The sequence below is a fragment of the Thermoplasmataceae archaeon genome (assembly GCA_038729425.1).
Taxonomy (GTDB): Archaea; Thermoplasmatota; Thermoplasmata; order Thermoplasmatales; family Thermoplasmataceae; genus B-DKE.
The window spans coordinates 44415-60422 of record JAVYSB010000001.1 but is presented as its reverse complement, the minus strand read 5'-3'; the positions used below and the strand labels follow the sequence as shown (position 1 = coordinate 60422).

At 45.9% G+C, this 16008-nt stretch carries 15 protein-coding genes; 8 read left to right on the top strand and 7 right to left on the bottom strand.

Features of this window, described 5'->3' with window-relative positions:
- Positions 1–98: 98 nt before the first annotated feature.
- From QW597_00275 to QW597_00255, 5 genes are all read right to left on the bottom strand, one after another.
- A complete protein-coding gene (locus QW597_00275) occupies positions 99–794 on the bottom strand; it encodes a DUF92 domain-containing protein (protein ID MEM0155032.1) in 696 nt (231 codons plus the stop codon).
- A gap of 39 nt (positions 795–833) precedes the next feature.
- Positions 834–1850, bottom strand: a complete 1017-nt coding sequence (pdxS, locus tag QW597_00270) for a pyridoxal 5'-phosphate synthase lyase subunit PdxS (protein ID MEM0155031.1) — start codon at positions 1848–1850, stop codon at positions 834–836.
- A 309-nt stretch (positions 1851–2159) separates the two neighbouring features.
- Positions 2160–3167 (bottom strand): zinc ribbon domain-containing protein, encoded by a 1008-nt coding sequence (locus tag QW597_00265; protein MEM0155030.1) that lies wholly within the window; start codon positions 3165–3167, stop codon positions 2160–2162.
- Between the two features lie 10 nt (positions 3168–3177).
- The gene (locus QW597_00260; GenBank protein MEM0155029.1) at positions 3178–4344 is read right to left on the bottom strand and encodes an SPFH domain-containing protein; all 1167 of its coding nucleotides are present in this window, start codon (positions 4342–4344) and stop codon (positions 3178–3180) included.
- Positions 4341–4898, bottom strand: a complete 558-nt coding sequence (locus QW597_00255; GenBank protein MEM0155028.1) for a hypothetical protein — start codon at positions 4896–4898, stop codon at positions 4341–4343. The genes QW597_00260 and QW597_00255 overlap by 4 nt, the downstream gene beginning before the upstream one ends.
- Before the next feature lie 397 nt (positions 4899–5295).
- On the opposite strand from QW597_00255, the gene QW597_00250 reads away from it, so the two are divergent.
- The 3 genes from QW597_00250 (at position 5296) to QW597_00240 (ending at position 8558) form a co-directional block, all read left to right on the top strand.
- On the top strand, positions 5296–6297 hold the full coding sequence (locus QW597_00250) for a sulfite exporter TauE/SafE family protein (GenBank protein ID MEM0155027.1): 1002 nt from the start codon (positions 5296–5298) through the stop codon (positions 6295–6297).
- Positions 6294–6704 (top strand): DUF1634 domain-containing protein, encoded by a 411-nt coding sequence (locus QW597_00245; GenBank protein ID MEM0155026.1) that lies wholly within the window; start codon positions 6294–6296, stop codon positions 6702–6704. The genes QW597_00250 and QW597_00245 overlap by 4 nt, the downstream gene beginning before the upstream one ends.
- A gap of 420 nt (positions 6705–7124) precedes the next feature.
- Positions 7125–8558: an FAD-dependent oxidoreductase gene (locus QW597_00240; protein ID MEM0155025.1), complete on the top strand. Its 1434-nt coding sequence runs from the start codon at positions 7125–7127 to the stop codon at positions 8556–8558.
- A gap of 5 nt (positions 8559–8563) precedes the next feature.
- Here QW597_00240 and QW597_00235 read toward each other — a convergent pair whose 3' ends face one another.
- Both QW597_00235 and QW597_00230 read right to left on the bottom strand, forming a co-directional pair.
- Complete coding sequence (locus QW597_00235; GenBank protein MEM0155024.1) at positions 8564–9520, bottom strand: class I SAM-dependent methyltransferase family protein; 957 nt, start codon at positions 9518–9520, stop codon at positions 8564–8566.
- Entirely contained in the window at positions 9517–11592 is a 2076-nt protein-coding gene (locus QW597_00230) for a DEAD/DEAH box helicase (GenBank protein MEM0155023.1), read from the bottom strand. The genes QW597_00235 and QW597_00230 overlap by 4 nt, the downstream gene beginning before the upstream one ends.
- Positions 11593–11679: 87 nt before the next feature.
- Between QW597_00230 and QW597_00225 the strand changes: the two genes are divergently transcribed.
- From QW597_00225 to QW597_00205, 5 genes are all read left to right on the top strand, one after another.
- Positions 11680–12312, top strand: a complete 633-nt coding sequence (locus QW597_00225; protein MEM0155022.1) for a RibD family protein — start codon at positions 11680–11682, stop codon at positions 12310–12312.
- Entirely contained in the window at positions 12302–13531 is a 1230-nt protein-coding gene (locus QW597_00220) for an adenosylhomocysteinase (GenBank protein ID MEM0155021.1), read from the top strand. Before QW597_00225 ends, QW597_00220 begins: the two co-directional genes overlap by 11 nt.
- A 97-nt stretch (positions 13532–13628) precedes the next feature.
- On the top strand, positions 13629–13973 hold the full coding sequence (locus tag QW597_00215) for a rhodanese-like domain-containing protein (protein MEM0155020.1): 345 nt from the start codon (positions 13629–13631) through the stop codon (positions 13971–13973).
- A gap of 57 nt (positions 13974–14030) precedes the next feature.
- Positions 14031–15245 carry a 2,3-bisphosphoglycerate-independent phosphoglycerate mutase gene (locus QW597_00210; protein ID MEM0155019.1) on the top strand — a complete coding sequence of 405 codons (1215 nt, stop codon included), beginning with the start codon at positions 14031–14033 and terminating at the stop codon, positions 15243–15245.
- Positions 15246–15314: 69 nt separating this feature from the next.
- Complete coding sequence (locus QW597_00205; protein ID MEM0155018.1) at positions 15315–15974, top strand: hypothetical protein; 660 nt, start codon at positions 15315–15317, stop codon at positions 15972–15974.
- Positions 15975–16008: the final 34 nt, after the last annotated feature.

Sequence of the window (16008 nt, the reverse complement as noted above, 5' to 3'; positions counted from 1 at the left end):
ATCCTTTTTGACTATCCCCTCATCAGGAAGAGAAGAATGATCTCCTTGAGGGAATCTCTTCTGGAAGAAAGGGAACGGCTTAACCAAAGAATGATATTTTAGATAGATGGAAATATTATCAATAGGATCCCTGTAACTATTACTGCTGAAAGCGAGGCAAACATATTAACCTCACCTTTCGTGAGTTTTCCACGGTTTTCGAACAGGGCACCAAGGAGGCTGTCCACCTGGCAGCCAAGAAACCCTACTATGCCAATTGCAAGTACTGGCTCGAGAAAAATTGTTCCATGTGCGATAAGGCTGTAGCTGACTGATATGATGAATGATCCGGCCAGGGCTGCAATCTGCCCCAGCACTGATACTCCGCCATTTATACCTCTTGCTGTTGGTTTGAAGGTAGTGATCATGTATACCTTTTTGTCTATAATTCCTATTTCTGATGCAAAGGTATCAGACGCAATTACCGCAAATGACACCGTAAACAGGATAAAGTAAGGTACGTTTATCGGGTCTACAAAGTGAACAACCGCAATTCCTAGCCCAATAAGTGCGGCATAGACAACGTTAGATGTCCGTCTCTCACCTTCTTTCCCTTCTTGGGCCGAGATTTCCTTCTTCAGGTCAAGGAAGGATATAGTAGCAAAATGGGATACGACCGCAAACACTATCATCAGAATAAGCCACTCGATAGACCCCAGTACGGCTACAAGAAATCCTACAACAAAAGCTGCTATGCTACCCTTAAGATCATAGACATTGAATATTCTAGAAAATACGAAAAGTACAACTAGCAGTATTAGAATTATGAAGAAGTATAATAATGAAATCTGTACCTACCATCCACGTTCCTGGAGCTTCATCTCTTTAGGTATGGAGTCTATATCGAGGCCCGCCATTCCGCTGAGACCCTCTGAGACGTTTCCTATGAGCTTAAAGTCTTCATAGTTTTCAACAGCCTCAACCACGGCCCTGGCCATCTTCTCAGGTTCCTTTGATTTGAAAATTCCGCTGCCCACGAATACCCCATCTGAACCAAGCTGCATCATAAGGGCTCCATCCGACGGAGTTGCGACGCCACCTGCAGCGAAATTCACCACGGGGAGCCTTCCTCTGGTTCTGATTTCCTTCAGGATTTTCAATATTTCAGCTCTGATCTTATCGTCTCCCATTCCTGCGAAGAGGTTATGCATCGATAGGGACTTTTCATCTCTGAAAATATCCTGTGATACCAGCCTTCTCAGAATTCTATAGGAATCGGTCATATTGTCAGCGACAATTTCCAGGTCCTTCTGGCCCATTGATTTCAGCACCTTAATACTCTCATTAACCACTCTTATGTGTCTTACTGCCTCGATGATGTTACCTGTTCCTGCTTCCCCCTTAGTCCGGATCATTGCTGCTCCTTCGAAAATTCTCCTGACAGCCTCTGATAGTGTCCTTGCACCACATACAACGGGGACCTTATAGTCCACCTTATAGAGATGGAAAAATGGGTCGGCAGGTGTCAGGACTTCACTCTCATCCAACATATCTACTCCAAGTGCCTCGAGAACCCTGCCCTCAGAAAGATGTCCTATTCGTACCTTTGCCATCACAGGTATTGAAACTGAATTCATTATCTCCTTGATCTTCGTAGGGTCCGCCATCCTCGCAACTCCGCCTGCAGCTCTTATGTCAGCAGGAACTCTTTCCAGTGCCATAACAGCCACGGCGCCTGCGTCCTCAGCGATCTTAGCTTGTGCGGCATTTGTTACGTCCATTATAACCCCGCCCTTCGTCATCTTGGCGAAGCCTCTCTTAATAAGTTCGTCCCCGAACTTCAACTCAGAAAGATTGATCTCTCTGTTCATAATGAATAGGCATTCTTAGAAAATATAAAAGCTCTCCTGAACTGTCTGAACAATATAAAGACGGGAATACGGCAACGATTCTCTCTATCCGTGTCCTAACCATTCCTCTTGGAACATTATATTCCCAGACCAGTCAGTTTTTTTACATTTGGAATCTACAAAATAGTACTTTACGTTCAGTATCAATATCTGCAATTTTACCTTCGCTTTTTATTATCTATTTTATTTCGGAAAAAGAGAGAACCAGGCGTCCAGTCAAAAAAAAGTAGGGAAATATTATTTCGGGCGGATTCTTGGAATTTAAGCAAATCACTGAAGTCCGATGCTGTTGATGACCTTCCCGTTACTTGCGTCAATTACAAGTGAAATCTGCTTTCCCTTATGCGTGAATTTCGCAAACCATATGGGCACATGCAGAAGCTCAGGTTCAGCGACATCATCTTGGGTGACAATTTTCTGTATCATATGGTGCTTCTCGTGAGCTTTGCTGCTCTGAAGCTGGTCCACATAGGTCTTTGCCTCATATTGAGCCGATTCCTGCCCAACATCTCCGTTCAGTGTCTTTATTCCCTTTGGGATTTTTGAGACATCAAAAATGATTCGGGTCTGAAGATCAAAAGAGTAGTCCTTAGGTTGGTAATTCAGGAGTCCTTTCACAGCCACAACAGGGTAGTCATAGTTGTTGTCAAGCGTATAGGCGCGAATGGTATTAGCACCGCCACCCCCCATCATCATACCTCCAACCATGGTTCCACCAACGAGTCCCATCCCGAATCCACCTCTTCCACGGCCCCCCATGGCACCTCCCATGAGTCCCATTAAAAGCGCTGTACCTGCGAGAGTTCCAGCTTCCGCTGCTGCACTGACAGCCGTATATTGTGTCCTGGCAGAAACCGGTACTACCCAGTATGGAATATAAGCAAGATTCATGCCCTCGCTCTGAGATTCTTCCTCGAGGTGCCTCCTTAAGATGCCCCGATCCATGTAGTCATGGAGGAGTTTTGTAAGACTATCCTTATCATTTATCTTCAACGGCAGCATGGAATGTTTCTGGACATTTCTCCAACCGTCAGAGTTAAGCGTGACGCTTGCTCCGCAATACTCGCACGTTATAATCATTTCACCAAGTTGAGGCTTAATTGGAGCACCACAGCTCGGGCATTTCATCGCCTGGATCTCCGGGGCAGCGATCACAGGTCTGCTGTCCTGGCTTTTCTGTCCAGCATTTCCTGAAACAGCCAAACTGGTCTTCGCACCACATTTAGGGCAGAACAAGGCATCATCAGCTATCTGAGCACCACATTTTTCACAATACATTCTTTACACCTCACAGTTGTTTTCCGCAATTCGGGCAGAATTTTGTTCCCACAGGGGATTCGGTCCCACAATTCTGGCACTTTATCTTCTGGGGTTCCAAGCTGGATCCGCAATTCGGGCAGAATTTTGTTCCCTCGGGAGATTCAGTTCCACATTTCGGGCACTTTATCATTCCTGTCTTCTGCTGTATCGCTAAAGACGCACCGCAATTCGGGCAGAAGGTAGAATTTGCCGGTATCATTGATCCACACTTTGGACATGCCTTCATCTGGGGTTGCTGCATTCCAGAGGTCATACCACCCATCATCTGGCCGCTCATCGCGTACCCCATTCCAGCCCCAGCACCGAGCCCTATGCCAATGCCTGCGCCAGCACCTGCCATACCGGAAGGGTTCTTTGCGGCGTCAACCATCGCCTCACCAGCCTGCAGCTGCAGATAATTCACGCCGAGCACAGACATCTCAGATCTTTTATCTATGGCCTTCTGCACATCATCAGGCAGGTTGACGGTCAGGCCAGAGAGCTTATTTATTTCTAATCCGTATTGCTGGAACTGATCCGGAGCAGTTGCAAGTACCACCTGTTCAATATTTAGAAGGTTTGCAGGTATGTCAGTGACCTTCAACCCCTTCTCCTTCATCTTTCCAATTGCACTGTAAATTAGTATTACCATCTGCTCCTTTAACCTGGTTTCAACCTCTTCACTGGTTTCAAGGTTGAAAGTCCCTACGAACTGGTTTATGAATACCTCTGGGCTGGATATCTTCCACCTGTACTCACCGAATACCTTAAGATTTACCACTCCGAATGTGGCATCTGTGAACTGGTAAGGCTGAGTACTGCCGAACTTTCCGTCAAGTATCCTTCTCTGAATATAGTAAACTTCAGCCTGTTGCTGTACCCCGGCAAAAAATTTAAGGAGTCCGCCAACGACAGGAGCATTGAAATCTGTCAGGGCATACCTGTTTGGCTGATCGAAATATGTCAGTACCTTTCCGTCTCTGAAGAAAACAGCAGTTTCATCCTCGCGTACCACTATGTTGTCGTTAAGCCTGATCAGGCGCGGGACCTTCCACATGATGCTTCCTTGCTTGTACTCAGTTTCCCAAGCTATTGTTGTGGAACCAAAAACGCTTCCTCCCTTATCAGGAATATTCTTAGACTTCTTTCCGATCATTGCTTGTCACCACCTCTGCTTATCAGTATATTCTCAATAGTTTCAATTCTCTTTTCCCAGTTATTTTTCACTTCCACCGCGAGACCGGAAATGTCATCCATTCTCTGCTTGAGGGCATTCGAGTCATTAAGGGGTAGAGATCCAGAAAGAGTCTCGAATTTTTCTGAGTAGTCTAGAAATCCGAGATCGTACTTGTACAGTGAATTGAGTCTTGAGGCATCTATTCTTATCGTCGGGGAAATTCCTGTATACCCCTGTGCGGAATGGAGTATTTCACCATCAAGCTGCTGAAGTTTCGAAAGGGCAGAGGCAATGGAGGTCAGGTTGTTGAAATCCCCATCTGATGCTAATCTGCTTCTAGCTGACTGAAGAGCAGCAATTGATCTATTGAGGGAACTGGAGATCTGCTTCCGCAGCAATGCGTCCGCAGCCCTTAAATCGTCGCCAATTCTGTATTCCCTGAATCCAGGTATAATTAACTGTATCTTCTTTAAAAGCCCGCGGTTCTCCTTCACTTCCTGCGGGATATCCGGGTTAGGTTCTTCAGGTTGCATTAATATCCCTATCCACAAATGTTACCTTAGCATAAATAACTATGCGGATAAGGATCTCCGTTTCAATACTGCAAAGATATTAACTCTACACCAATAGCATGAAACCCCATTAATTTAAGTCACTAATATGAAACCAATTAAAAGGACTTGAAATAATTCAAGATAGGATATAAATCATATTATAAAGCGATTTGTGAAATTGTCAGCAACATAGTTTACCAAGATACATTTACACAATACCAGCGGTCAAATTATCCAGAAATAACGCAGGAAATAGAGGTCCACTTCAACTGGATAATACATACGACTTACAAACCTTTCATATAAAATTCGTAACTTGGATCGGCTTAAACGTTAAGCGAATTCAATTTATAATATCTTTCAATAGGTGTCGGTCATGTTTGCGACATTGGCTATAATCGGCAAATTCTTGTCTATCGTCATTGGAGGCATTCTTGCAGGTTTCATAGGATCATTAACCGGTCTTGGTGGCGGTACAGTTCTTGTTCCATTGCTTACTATTTTCTATGGAGTACCTATTATTTTTGCCACTGGTGCCAGCCTTATCTCTACCATTGCAACCTCGGCCGGTTCTGCGAGTTCGTACACTAAAGAGAAAATTGCCAATATCAAAATAGGCGTTGGCCTCGAAGTCGCAACGACGACAGGCGCAGTAATAGGATCACTTTTGTCAGTATACCTGACAGGTCACAATTTCGAATGGGTAATATACATTATTTTCGGAATCGTCTTGCTGGTTTCGCTGATCCCGACCGTAAAACGAGGACAATCAGAGCTCCCCCCTAATATAAAACCGGACTGGACTACCAGATTGTTCGATCTTTCGGGCACATATTACGACTCAAGGCTAAAGAAAAAAGTCAGTTACGACGGAGTTCGATGGTGGCTAGGGGAAATCATAATGTTATTTGCAGGCATAGTTTCTGGGCTTCTGGGAATAGGAAGTGGCGCCCTAAAGGTTCTTGGGATGGATTGGGCCATGAACCTTCCAATGAAAGTGACCACGACAACCAGCAATTTCATGATTGGAATTACCGCGGCTACGGGGAGCTCTATTTACTGGTATTCTGGATATATTCAGATATTCATTGCAGCCGGTACGGCAATCGGTGTTGTCATTGGGGCGTACTTTGGCGCAAAGGTACTTGTAAAGATAACCAATAAAAACATCAGGTGGATCTTCCTGGCACTCCTTTCTTTCCTTGGTGTGGAAATGATTCTCAAGGGATTTAGCATAGATTATATAATTTCTTTGGCGCCTATTGCCGAGTTTTCAATTGCTATTGTCTTTGCAGTTGTATTCATTACAATTCTGTTTATACACAACCGGAGGCGGGTAAATAAGGCTATGTTGATTGAAGAGGTGAAGCAGAAATGAAGGAGATCGATATATATAAGCTGATAAGTGCCACACTGAGAGCAGGGGTTCTCCTGAGTATTTCATCCCTAATTGCAGGCGTCGTTCTGATGTTTGTTAGAGGTGGCGCCGACGGGTACACAATCCAGCAAATATCATACTATTCAACCCCTCCTCCTACGAATACTACCTTATATTCCAAACTGATCCCGCTTAACAACATATTTGCTGGGATTTATCATCTCAATGGTGCATATTTCGTTTCTTTCGGTCTTTGGGTACTTATATTTACCCCCATAACAGTCGTGTTCTTTTCACTTATATCGTTTGTGAGGGAAAGAAACGCACTTTACATAATCTTATCTTCAGCTGTATTATTTGTGTTGTTTTTTGCCATGCTTGTTGTACCGCATTTTGTATTATCTTAAAGCAGCACTTTGCTGCCTAATACTATTTTTTTCTTTATCCGACACCACAGACAGTTTCATCATCCGGGAAGCCTGTCATCATAAGAATACACAGTCTCCTCCTTGACGAAACACACATTGGCTGTTTGAGCTGGGTTTGGCAAATAGGTCCCTCACTCCAAGCCAAATATTGGATGCGTTAAGAAACTGGTTAATCAGGAGAAGCGAAAAATCATCTGTACCTAGAACGCAACTGTGATATTGAGGCATATCCTCTCCCTAACCGTATAAAACCGGATGTCTAATGGGCTGGCAATTCCAGAGATCACAAAATTAGGTCTCCCTAAAAATATCTTTTCCGGCTGATTTCACCTAACCTGAGGAAAAGCTATTCGGGATAACATTTATAATTGTAGAGATAATTTCGTATGGGTCAGGTAAGTGCTCAATTTCGAACGTGTTAAACAGAGTCATGAAGATCCAGAAAAGCGTGTCAGATCATTCGATCTTGAGCCCGTTAAGGAATACACGGATAATGAAGCATTTGCTGAAGCCAACAGATGCATTGGCTGTAACATCTGCACACAGGCATGTCCAGCAAGCCTTGATATTGGAGGTTATATCCGAAGCACTGCTGTGGGCGATCCTGCCCAGACAGTGAGGATCGTTTTCGAAAACCTTCCATTCCCGGCCATCATTGGACGGGTATGTACTCACCTTTGCGAGGATATCTGCGTTCTCAAGGATGATGGAGGACCAATTTCAATTAGGCACCTGAAAAGGTATGCAGCGGATAAGTTCGAAGATTATGGCAAGATTCTCGACATTCCTAGAAGGAAATTTGTTGGAAAGCGGGTAGCCGTCATTGGCGGTGGCCCTGCAGGGCTTACAGCCGCATTTTACCTCTCTCTTCAAGGTGTTAGGGTAACTATATATGAAGCCCTTCCGGTACTTGGGGGATTCATGAAAACAGGCATACCGAGATATAGGCTGCCGCAATTTGTCCTCGACAAAGAAATCAACTTCATACTTTCACAGGGTGTTGAAGTGCACCTTAATACTGCTGTGGGTAAGAACATAAAGTTCTCAGAAATCATGAGCAACTATGACGCGGTGTTCCTAGGAATTGGAACACATAAACCGCACATGACCGGAACTCCCGGATCAGATGCACCCAACGTTTTGCACGCAATGGATTTCCTCCAGCGGGTGAGTTTAGGGGAGCACATTGACGTTGGGGAGAATGTGGTCGTCATTGGCGGCGGCTTCACAGCCAATGATTCCTCAAGGACATCTATGCGCCTGGGCGCAAAAAACGTTACCATAATGTACAGAAGGAGAGAACAGGATAGGCCCGGATACCCATCTATGAATGCGGAAGAGGAACTTGAAGAATCTGTGGAAGAATTTGTTAACTACGAATGGGAAGTTACCCCGTTTGAGTATGTTAAGGAAAAAGGAAAGGTTGTCGCGGTAAAATACTGGCAGAACGAGATGATAATAGAGCAGACTGGGAGGGCAAAACCCGTCCCGATCAAGGATAAGGTCCATACCAGGAAGGCAGATCTTGTCATTGAAGCTACTGGCCAGGATTCAGATTACTCTTTCATGGATCCAGAGTACCTGAGAAATCTGAGACTGAGCCCACAGGGGCATATCATGATTGATGCCAACGGAATGACATCAGTTCCCGGTCTCTTCTCTGGAGGTGACTCCACCAATGAGAACAAGGATCTCATTTCTGCTGTAAGGGATGCGGACAGATCAGTTCTGGGAATGCTCGAATACCTTAACCTTATGGACACGATTCACGAAGACAAACTGCCATTGCTTGACAGATGGAAGACATATCAGGTCACTGCAGGAAGGGCATAAGTTTTCTATAGTACTTTGAGAAATTCCATAGAATAGAGGTTTTCACTTTTTGAATAACCATGTACCTCCCTTTTCCAGTTGAGCTTCATCCCTTTCTCCCGAAACAGTTGCATTCTGTCCATAATCCCCTCCAGCGTGCTGATCTCATAATAATTGACAACTCCCCCGGTCTTCAGGGAAGATACTGCCTCGTCGATGAAATTGAAAGCACTGTGAGGAAGATTCATTATTATTCTGTCGAATAGACCGTGTTTGTGCACTTCATTCCCTGAATCAGCGCAAATGGGCTTTATTGATCCGATGATCCTGTTTAGCAAGATGTTTTCCTGCAGCAGCTCGATCGCCCTGCAGTTTGAGTCGACGGCAACTATTTCCGCCTTAACCCTTTTCGCAATAGAAATAGAGAAAGGGCCGATCCCGGCAAACATGTCGCACACCTTTTCGTTCTCCCTGACAGTCTTTGAGATAAGTAGCCTCTCAGTTGCGAGTCTCGGTGAAAAATACGCCTCCTTTACATTCACCCTCAACGTTATACCATTCTCACGGTAAAAAGCCTCCGGGAGATCTTTCCCGGCCATAAGTTCAAGCGTGCGCGTTCTGCTGTCTCCCTTGACGCCGTGGTCGAGGTAAACGGTAGTTATCATTCTTCTTGTCTCCAGGACCTCTCTTGCCCTGTCCAGATACTTATTCCGATCATTCCCCTTGAAGATCGCTATATGCCCGATCACGTCATATGATCCAACAACTGGCACAGGTTTCATGGGAACTTCATGAGGTATACCTTCTACGTCCACGCATAATTTCTTTATGGAATCTGGCAGTTCTAAACCCTCATTCACTGGAATGTAAACTTTCCCACCTGCATTGTGTATCCTGTATTTCCTGCTTATAATATTGGCTTTTTTCAGGTCGTTGATGTATCTCTGTGCACTTTCACTCTTCACGCAGACATGAATGGTCATTGTTTCCTTCCCGCAATTCTTCTTGCATGGTTTACTGTATCATTTGCCAGTTTCGATGAAAACCCAAAGATCTTAGAAATGTCGGCGGGATCCGCATTTGAAACCATCTCAATACTGCTATACCCAGACCTGTGAAGTCTCCTGGCCCTGACGCGCCCGATGTTTGGTATGGTGATGAGGGAAATTACATCCTCCCTGATTCCTTCCTTGATCCTTATGTTTAATCTTTCAAGGTCTCCCCGTATCTCGGGCTTGAACAGTTCAGCAAGCCTGGAGAGGGAGTATGATATCCAGTCGGCAGAGGCGATTTTGCTCTGCACATCCCCAGGCCCTATGTTGAATCTTTCAGTAATTTCCAATACAGGCACTTCATCTATCCACTGGCGCATAACCATGGCTGTCTTGGCGGCTGAGAAGGTCTCCTCATCGGCCTCGAGGAAATCAATGCTTTCCAGGAACTCCGATATCATGGGTTCATCCGCCGATCTGGCAGAGAAATTGACCATGTCTGGCGTGCGGCATATGTAGAAAAGCGCAAGATCTATCGAATGTGGCTTCTCAAAGTATTCCCTCAGTATAATTGCAGTTGCTGGCTCAATATAAAGATCGCTAACAGTTTTTCCGAATGTCGTGGCTTCGTAGGTTCCCAGCCTCTCACGTATGAAATCCTCGGAAATTAGGAAGCCAACAGTTCTCTCTAGATCTGGATAGACATCTGAAATCCGGTTCTGCTGTCCGTAGAACGTTTCTCCGAAGAATTTCTCCACCTCTCCAAGGTTCTTTGCAATGCCTGTGGCTATTAGGGCGAGGACGTTCATCTGAAGAGCGTGTTTCTCCCCAAAAATTGACATTATAGGTTCAGGGTCGCCAGAGAGGTATTCATGGGCCTTGTCTACTGCATTGCTGGTGGATGCATACAGAAGTGCCCTGCCCTCGGTGTCGTATCTCGGCCTTCCGGCCCTTCCAAGCATCTGGAGAATCTCGATGCGCTTGATGTACTGGCTATATCCTCCACTGAACCTGCTCATATCCCTGACGATAACGGTCCTTGCGGGGAGATTGACGCCGGCAGCCAGTGTTGGGGTCGCGACAAGTGCCTTTATGTACCGTTCCTTGAACAGTTTCTCAACGCTTTCTCTCTCCTTGGTGGAAAGACCTGCATGGTGAAATGATACCCCTTTCCTTAGTAAACCCTTCAAAGTTTCCTGGTACCTGTCTGTGTCATCGCCAAGATCCATCAGGCTATCCTCTAGGAAAACGTACTTTCCAGTCACCTGGGATAGCTGTTTCGCAAGGTTCTCCGCCCTGCTTCTGGAATTGACGAAAACAAGTACCTGCCCGCCATTTTCCACATCTTCGCTTATGATGTCCTCAAGGTAGTCCTTCCCGCGGACCTTTTCCATCTTGCCATCGGAATATTCTATTTCGTTACCGTTTATGACGCCATATCTCAGCGGAACTGGCCTGAAATCGCTTTTAACCAGGTCGCTTCTCAGCCATTTTGCGATCTCCTCCCCGTTGGAAATGGTGGCGGATAGCGATATGATGGAGATATCCGGATTAAGGTAAAGGCAGGAGGAAAGGACCATCTCCAGTTTTGGCCCCCTCTCAGGGTCACCGATGAGATGTACCTCATCGGCAATTATGAGGCTTATGTCGTAAAGCATGGAAGGGTCGTGTCTTATCATGGAATCTGCTTTCTCAGATGTACAAACGACTATGTCGTAGTTCTTTATGAACGCAGGCGAAGAATCCATTTCACCTACAGCAATTGTGACACGAAAGCCGAGTTTACGAAGCTTCTTCAGATCATCAAATTTCTCTGATGCCAGGGACTTCAATGGAACAATGTACAGTGATTTCAGCCCCTTCTTCTGCTTCTCCATGATTGCGGCGTACGCAATTAGGGTTTTTCCGGAGGCAGTGGGTACCGAGACAAGCACGTTCCTGCCGGCCCTTATGCTCTCAATGGCCTTGACCTGATGTTCATAGAGATCGAGATCGCCGCCGGCAACCTCAAGAAATTCTTGTGGGTATCCCAGATCACTTACTTTCATCTTGACAGTTGACATTGCTACACGTTTAAAATATAATTCCATGTCTGTAAAGATTTCAATAAACAGGGAACCATTATTATACAAAAAGCCATAATTGGTCTGATGGCAGGAAGACCTCATGTAACGATAAACGTGGCACAAAGCCTCAATGGCATGATCGCTGGGAGAGGAGGTAGGCCAGTGTCCATTTCCTGCAAGGCTGACATAATTCGGGTGGATCGCATAAGGCAGTCCGTGGACGCGATCTTGGTTGGTGCCAACACAATAATTAACGATAATCCGTTTCTCACGCTGAAATCCGACAGGCAGAGGGGCCCTAAGCGGATCATTCTCGACCGTAGAATGAGAGTACCATGGGGATCCAATGTTTTTGACGGATCAGTGGAAACGATCATTTTCACCTCGGTCAGTGAAAGGAAACCCGACAACGCAAGGACAATAGTCAAGCCGGATCAATGGCTTACCCCGGAGAATATACTTTCTGAAATATGGTCACTTGGGGTAAAGAAACTGCTCATAGAAGGTGGCCAGACAGTCATCGAGGAAATCCTTAATGCAGGGTTGTGCGACGAGTTCTTTGTATATCAGGGAAACGTGATCATCAGCGATGGACTGCCACTCTTCCGAAGCCTGAGAGACATTAAGGATACGGTGCTGGAGAAAACAATTATTGGGAATGGAGTGCTGTACAGAATGGATTGCAAAAAATTTGTAGGTGAACTCAATGGAAAGTAAGGGATTTTTAAGGCTCCAGTGGGCAAGAGAGCATATGGATGTGACGTCTCAGATACGTCCGAGATTTATAAAGGATAAACCATTCAAGGGACTCAAGATATCTATGGCCTTGCATGTTGAGGCAAAAACAGGCATTTTTGCCCTCTTACTGAAAGAGGGTGGCGCCGAGATCAACATGGCTTCGTGCAATCCCCTAAGTTCTGATGACAGTGTTGTGGATTCCCTGAAGAAAGACTATTCCATGAACGTGTTCGCCAGGAAAGGAGAAGATGAGAAGGAATACTATGAATATCTGAACAGGGCACTGGATATCGGTCCGGATATAATAGTGGACGATGGTGGCGATCTTGTGAAGCTTGTTCATGGCGAAAGAAGAGAACTGCTGGACAATGTTATTGGCGGTAACGAAGAAACTACCACTGGGGTTGTAAGGCTTAAGGCAATGGAGAAGGCTGGAGCCCTTAAGTTCCCAATGTTCGACGTAAATGATGCACAGATGAAGCACCTTTTTGACAACAGATATGGAACTGGCCAGAGTACACTTGACGGGATCATGAATGCAACAAATGTCATCATAGCTGGAAAGAAAGTGGTGGTAGCCGGCTATGGATACTGCGGGAAGGGAATTGCGCTCAGGATGAAGGGCATGGGTGCAAAGGTCACGGTGACCGAGATAGATCCTGTGAAGGCTAACGAAGCCATGATGGAAGGTTTTGTCATTGAGCGTATGGAGGATGCCATAAAGAGCGCGGACATGGTAATCACTGCTACTGGGATGAAAGACGTGGTTACCTATGAGCACATGCTCAATGCAAAGAAGGACGTCATACTCGCTAACGCAGGTCACTTCAACAACGAGATCACGGTGAAGGACTTAGAATCAAGGAGTATGGGGATGGTACCGGTCAGGGAAAGCGTCAAGAAATACAAGCTTGAGAATGGAAACACAGTGAACCTGATCGCCGATGGAAGACTTGTCAACCTGTCATCCGGGCAGGGTCACCCAGTAGAGATCATGGACATGAGCTTTTCGCTCCAGGCGCTTGTTGCAGAGTACCTGTCCAAGCACTACAGGGATCTCGAAAACAAGGTGTATCCTGTACCTGAGAGTATCGATTCATATGTTGCCCAGGCCAAGTTGCAGGCTCTTGGCGTAAGGATTGACTCCCTCACTCCTGATCAGGTAAGGTACGCAAACTCTTGGGAAGAAGGTACATAATCGAACGGGTTTCTAATACTGAAGCACTTTTCCCACCTATTTTTCATATTCACTAAGCTTTTAGCAATGGATTTATAGCCGATGATATTAGCCAGCAATGAGTATTCTTGATTTTTTCAGGAAACCGGAACTGCTTCAGGACCTCTCCCCGGACGAGTTTGAACAGAAGCTGAAGCGGGATGACGTTATAGCCCTTGATACCAGGACCCACGCGGAATACTCGAGGGGGCACATAGAAGGGACCAAGCTCCAGCCATTGAGCACAATCAAGAGCATTGTGGGCGATCTAGAAAAGGACAGGCACTATGTTCTTGTCTGCGCCACAGGTCATAGAAGCAGGGCAGCTGCTGCCACCCTTATCAGGAACGGCATCAATAATGTCAGTCATCTTGAGGGGGGAATGCGTTCATGGAACAGGGCTGGTAAAAAAATAGTCAAATGATCTATATTTAGCCTCAGCCTGCGCAGTGATTATAAATGAATTTACTATCACATTTTCATGAAAAAGATATTGCTCGTGATCCTTGATGGGTTAGGAGACAGACCGAACTGGGAACTTGGAAACATGACAGCCCTGCAGGCTGCTTTCAGGCCTAATCTCAATTACATGGCTACCAAGGGAATAAACGGCCTGCAACATCCCATTTCTCCTGGGATCCGCGCTGGATCTGACACTTCTCACCTCTCACTCCTGGGATATGATCCTGTATCCGTATATACGGGAAGGGGCCCATTCGAGGCCATGGGGCTTGGAATGGACGTTCTTGCAGGAGATATTGCATTCCGTGCTAATTTTGCATCAAGAGACGATTCCATGCGCATACTCGATAGGAGGGCGGGGAGGATCACAAGCGGTACAGCTGAACTGGCGAAGGCGCTTAATATGGAGATAAACGGCGTTGAATTTCACGTAAAGGAAGGAGTGGAGCATAGGGCTGCCCTTGTAATGCATGGAGAAGGTCTTTCCCCAAACGTGACAGATTCAGACCCGCACGAAGCTGGAAGAAAGGTTACCAGCGTGAGCGCAACAAAAGATGACGGGGAATTTACAGCATCTGTTATAAACAAATTTATAGTTGAATCCCGGAAAATATTGGATGAACATGAAGTAAATCATGATAGGATAAGGCAGGGTCTCCCACCAGGCAATGAACTCCTTCTCCGGGGTGCTGGGATCGCTCCAAAACTGGAATTATTCCAGGACAAGTTTGGAATGAAGGGTTCCTGTGTCGTGGGTATCCCAATGATTTCGGGGATATGTAAACTCGCAGGCATCGATCCAATTAAAGTTCCCGGTGTAACCGGAAGAGTAGATACCGATTATGAGGGAAAGATAAGGGGCGCCGTTGACGCGCTGAGGAAATATGATTATGTTCTGGTGAACGTAAAGGCAACTGACATAGCCGGACATGATGGCGACCCTGGACTCAAAAGGGACGTGATAGAGAAGATTGACCTTGCGCTCGGTCAGCTGAAACATCTCTCACAGGACACAGTTGTATGTGTCACCGGAGACCACAGCACTCCGTGTTCTGTTAAGGATCATTCCGGAGATCCAGTTCCAATACTCTTCTACACCGACGGAACCGTTGCGGACAACGTCATACAGTTTGATGAGATAAGTGCTCAGAGTTCTGCGCTGAGGCTCAGAAGTGTTGATGTGATGCCATATCTTATGCAACTTTCCGACAGAGCTGAAAAGTACGGTGCATGATCGGGAACATCCCAGCGTTAGGGAAAGATAGATTCATATACTCCTTCGTCGTGTCATGTCTGACACGGTATGACAGGATGGAAGCGTTCCGTTTGGGAAGATATTACTGAGAAAATGAGACTGAAGAGCATCTTTCGTCTAGAAAAAAAGAGGCAAAAAAAGACATCCTTGAGTTATTCACAGCCGAAGGGTATCGCCTATGCGCTCTTGTTTTCAATGCTTCTCTGGTGGATTCCTGTCGCGGGCCCAGGCATTGCGGGTTATCTGGCTGGAAGAAAATCCGGTTCAGTGGGTAAGTCACTCATGACGGCCCTTATCGCGGACGCCCTGATCACATTTGCTATGCTTTCGCTTGCCCCGTTCACTAGCGGTCCCCTTGGGGACGTTTCAGCATATCTCAGGAATGGTGTTGTGACTGCTTCATCCTCATCTCTCTTCATTGTGTCCAATGTCGCGACCGACCTCAACACCTATTATGGCTTTGTGAAAACCGTAGCAGTAATCCTGCCCAGTGCGATCGCAACTTTGACCATATTCAGCTATGTTGGTGGATTCGTTTCTTCAATGAAGATATCTGAGGAGAATTTCAACTATGGTTACATCAATAACAACGCCGGGGCCCCTTCATGGAAAAGACCCAAGGTGGAAATACACGAGAGAAGTGTAACGCCATTCACGGCAGACAGAAGGGATGATGACGGCGCGCTTGGCTGGTCCAAAACAGATTAAGTTGTTTCACAGCATTCGTTCCACCACTCGAATA

What these genes read in the sequence shown, in the direction of transcription:
- QW597_00255 (MEM0155028.1), bottom strand. Translation starts at nt 4,898, where the DNA reads ATGCAACCTGAAGAACCTAACCCGGATATCCCGCAGGAAGTGAAGGAG.
- QW597_00220 (MEM0155021.1), top strand. Translation starts at nt 12,302, where the DNA reads ATGGAAAGTAAGGGATTTTTAAGGCTCCAGTGGGCAAGAGAGCATATG.
- QW597_00205 (MEM0155018.1), top strand. Translation starts at nt 15,315, where the DNA reads ATGACAGGATGGAAGCGTTCCGTTTGGGAAGATATTACTGAGAAAATG.
- QW597_00225 (MEM0155022.1), top strand. Translation starts at nt 11,680, where the DNA reads ATGGCAGGAAGACCTCATGTAACGATAAACGTGGCACAAAGCCTCAAT.
- QW597_00215 (MEM0155020.1), top strand. Translation starts at nt 13,629, where the DNA reads ATGAGTATTCTTGATTTTTTCAGGAAACCGGAACTGCTTCAGGACCTC.
- QW597_00230 (MEM0155023.1), bottom strand. Translation starts at nt 11,592, where the DNA reads ATGTCAACTGTCAAGATGAAAGTAAGTGATCTGGGATACCCACAAGAA.
- QW597_00235 (MEM0155024.1), bottom strand. Translation starts at nt 9,520, where the DNA reads ATGACCATTCATGTCTGCGTGAAGAGTGAAAGTGCACAGAGATACATC.
- QW597_00265 (MEM0155030.1), bottom strand. Translation starts at nt 3,167, where the DNA reads ATGTATTGTGAAAAATGTGGTGCTCAGATAGCTGATGATGCCTTGTTC.
- QW597_00260 (MEM0155029.1), bottom strand. Translation starts at nt 4,344, where the DNA reads ATGATCGGAAAGAAGTCTAAGAATATTCCTGATAAGGGAGGAAGCGTT.
- QW597_00210 (MEM0155019.1), top strand. Translation starts at nt 14,031, where the DNA reads ATGAAAAAGATATTGCTCGTGATCCTTGATGGGTTAGGAGACAGACCG.
- QW597_00245 (MEM0155026.1), top strand. Translation starts at nt 6,294, where the DNA reads ATGAAGGAGATCGATATATATAAGCTGATAAGTGCCACACTGAGAGCA.
- QW597_00250 (MEM0155027.1), top strand. Translation starts at nt 5,296, where the DNA reads ATGTTTGCGACATTGGCTATAATCGGCAAATTCTTGTCTATCGTCATT.
- pdxS (MEM0155031.1), bottom strand. Translation starts at nt 1,850, where the DNA reads ATGAACAGAGAGATCAATCTTTCTGAGTTGAAGTTCGGGGACGAACTT.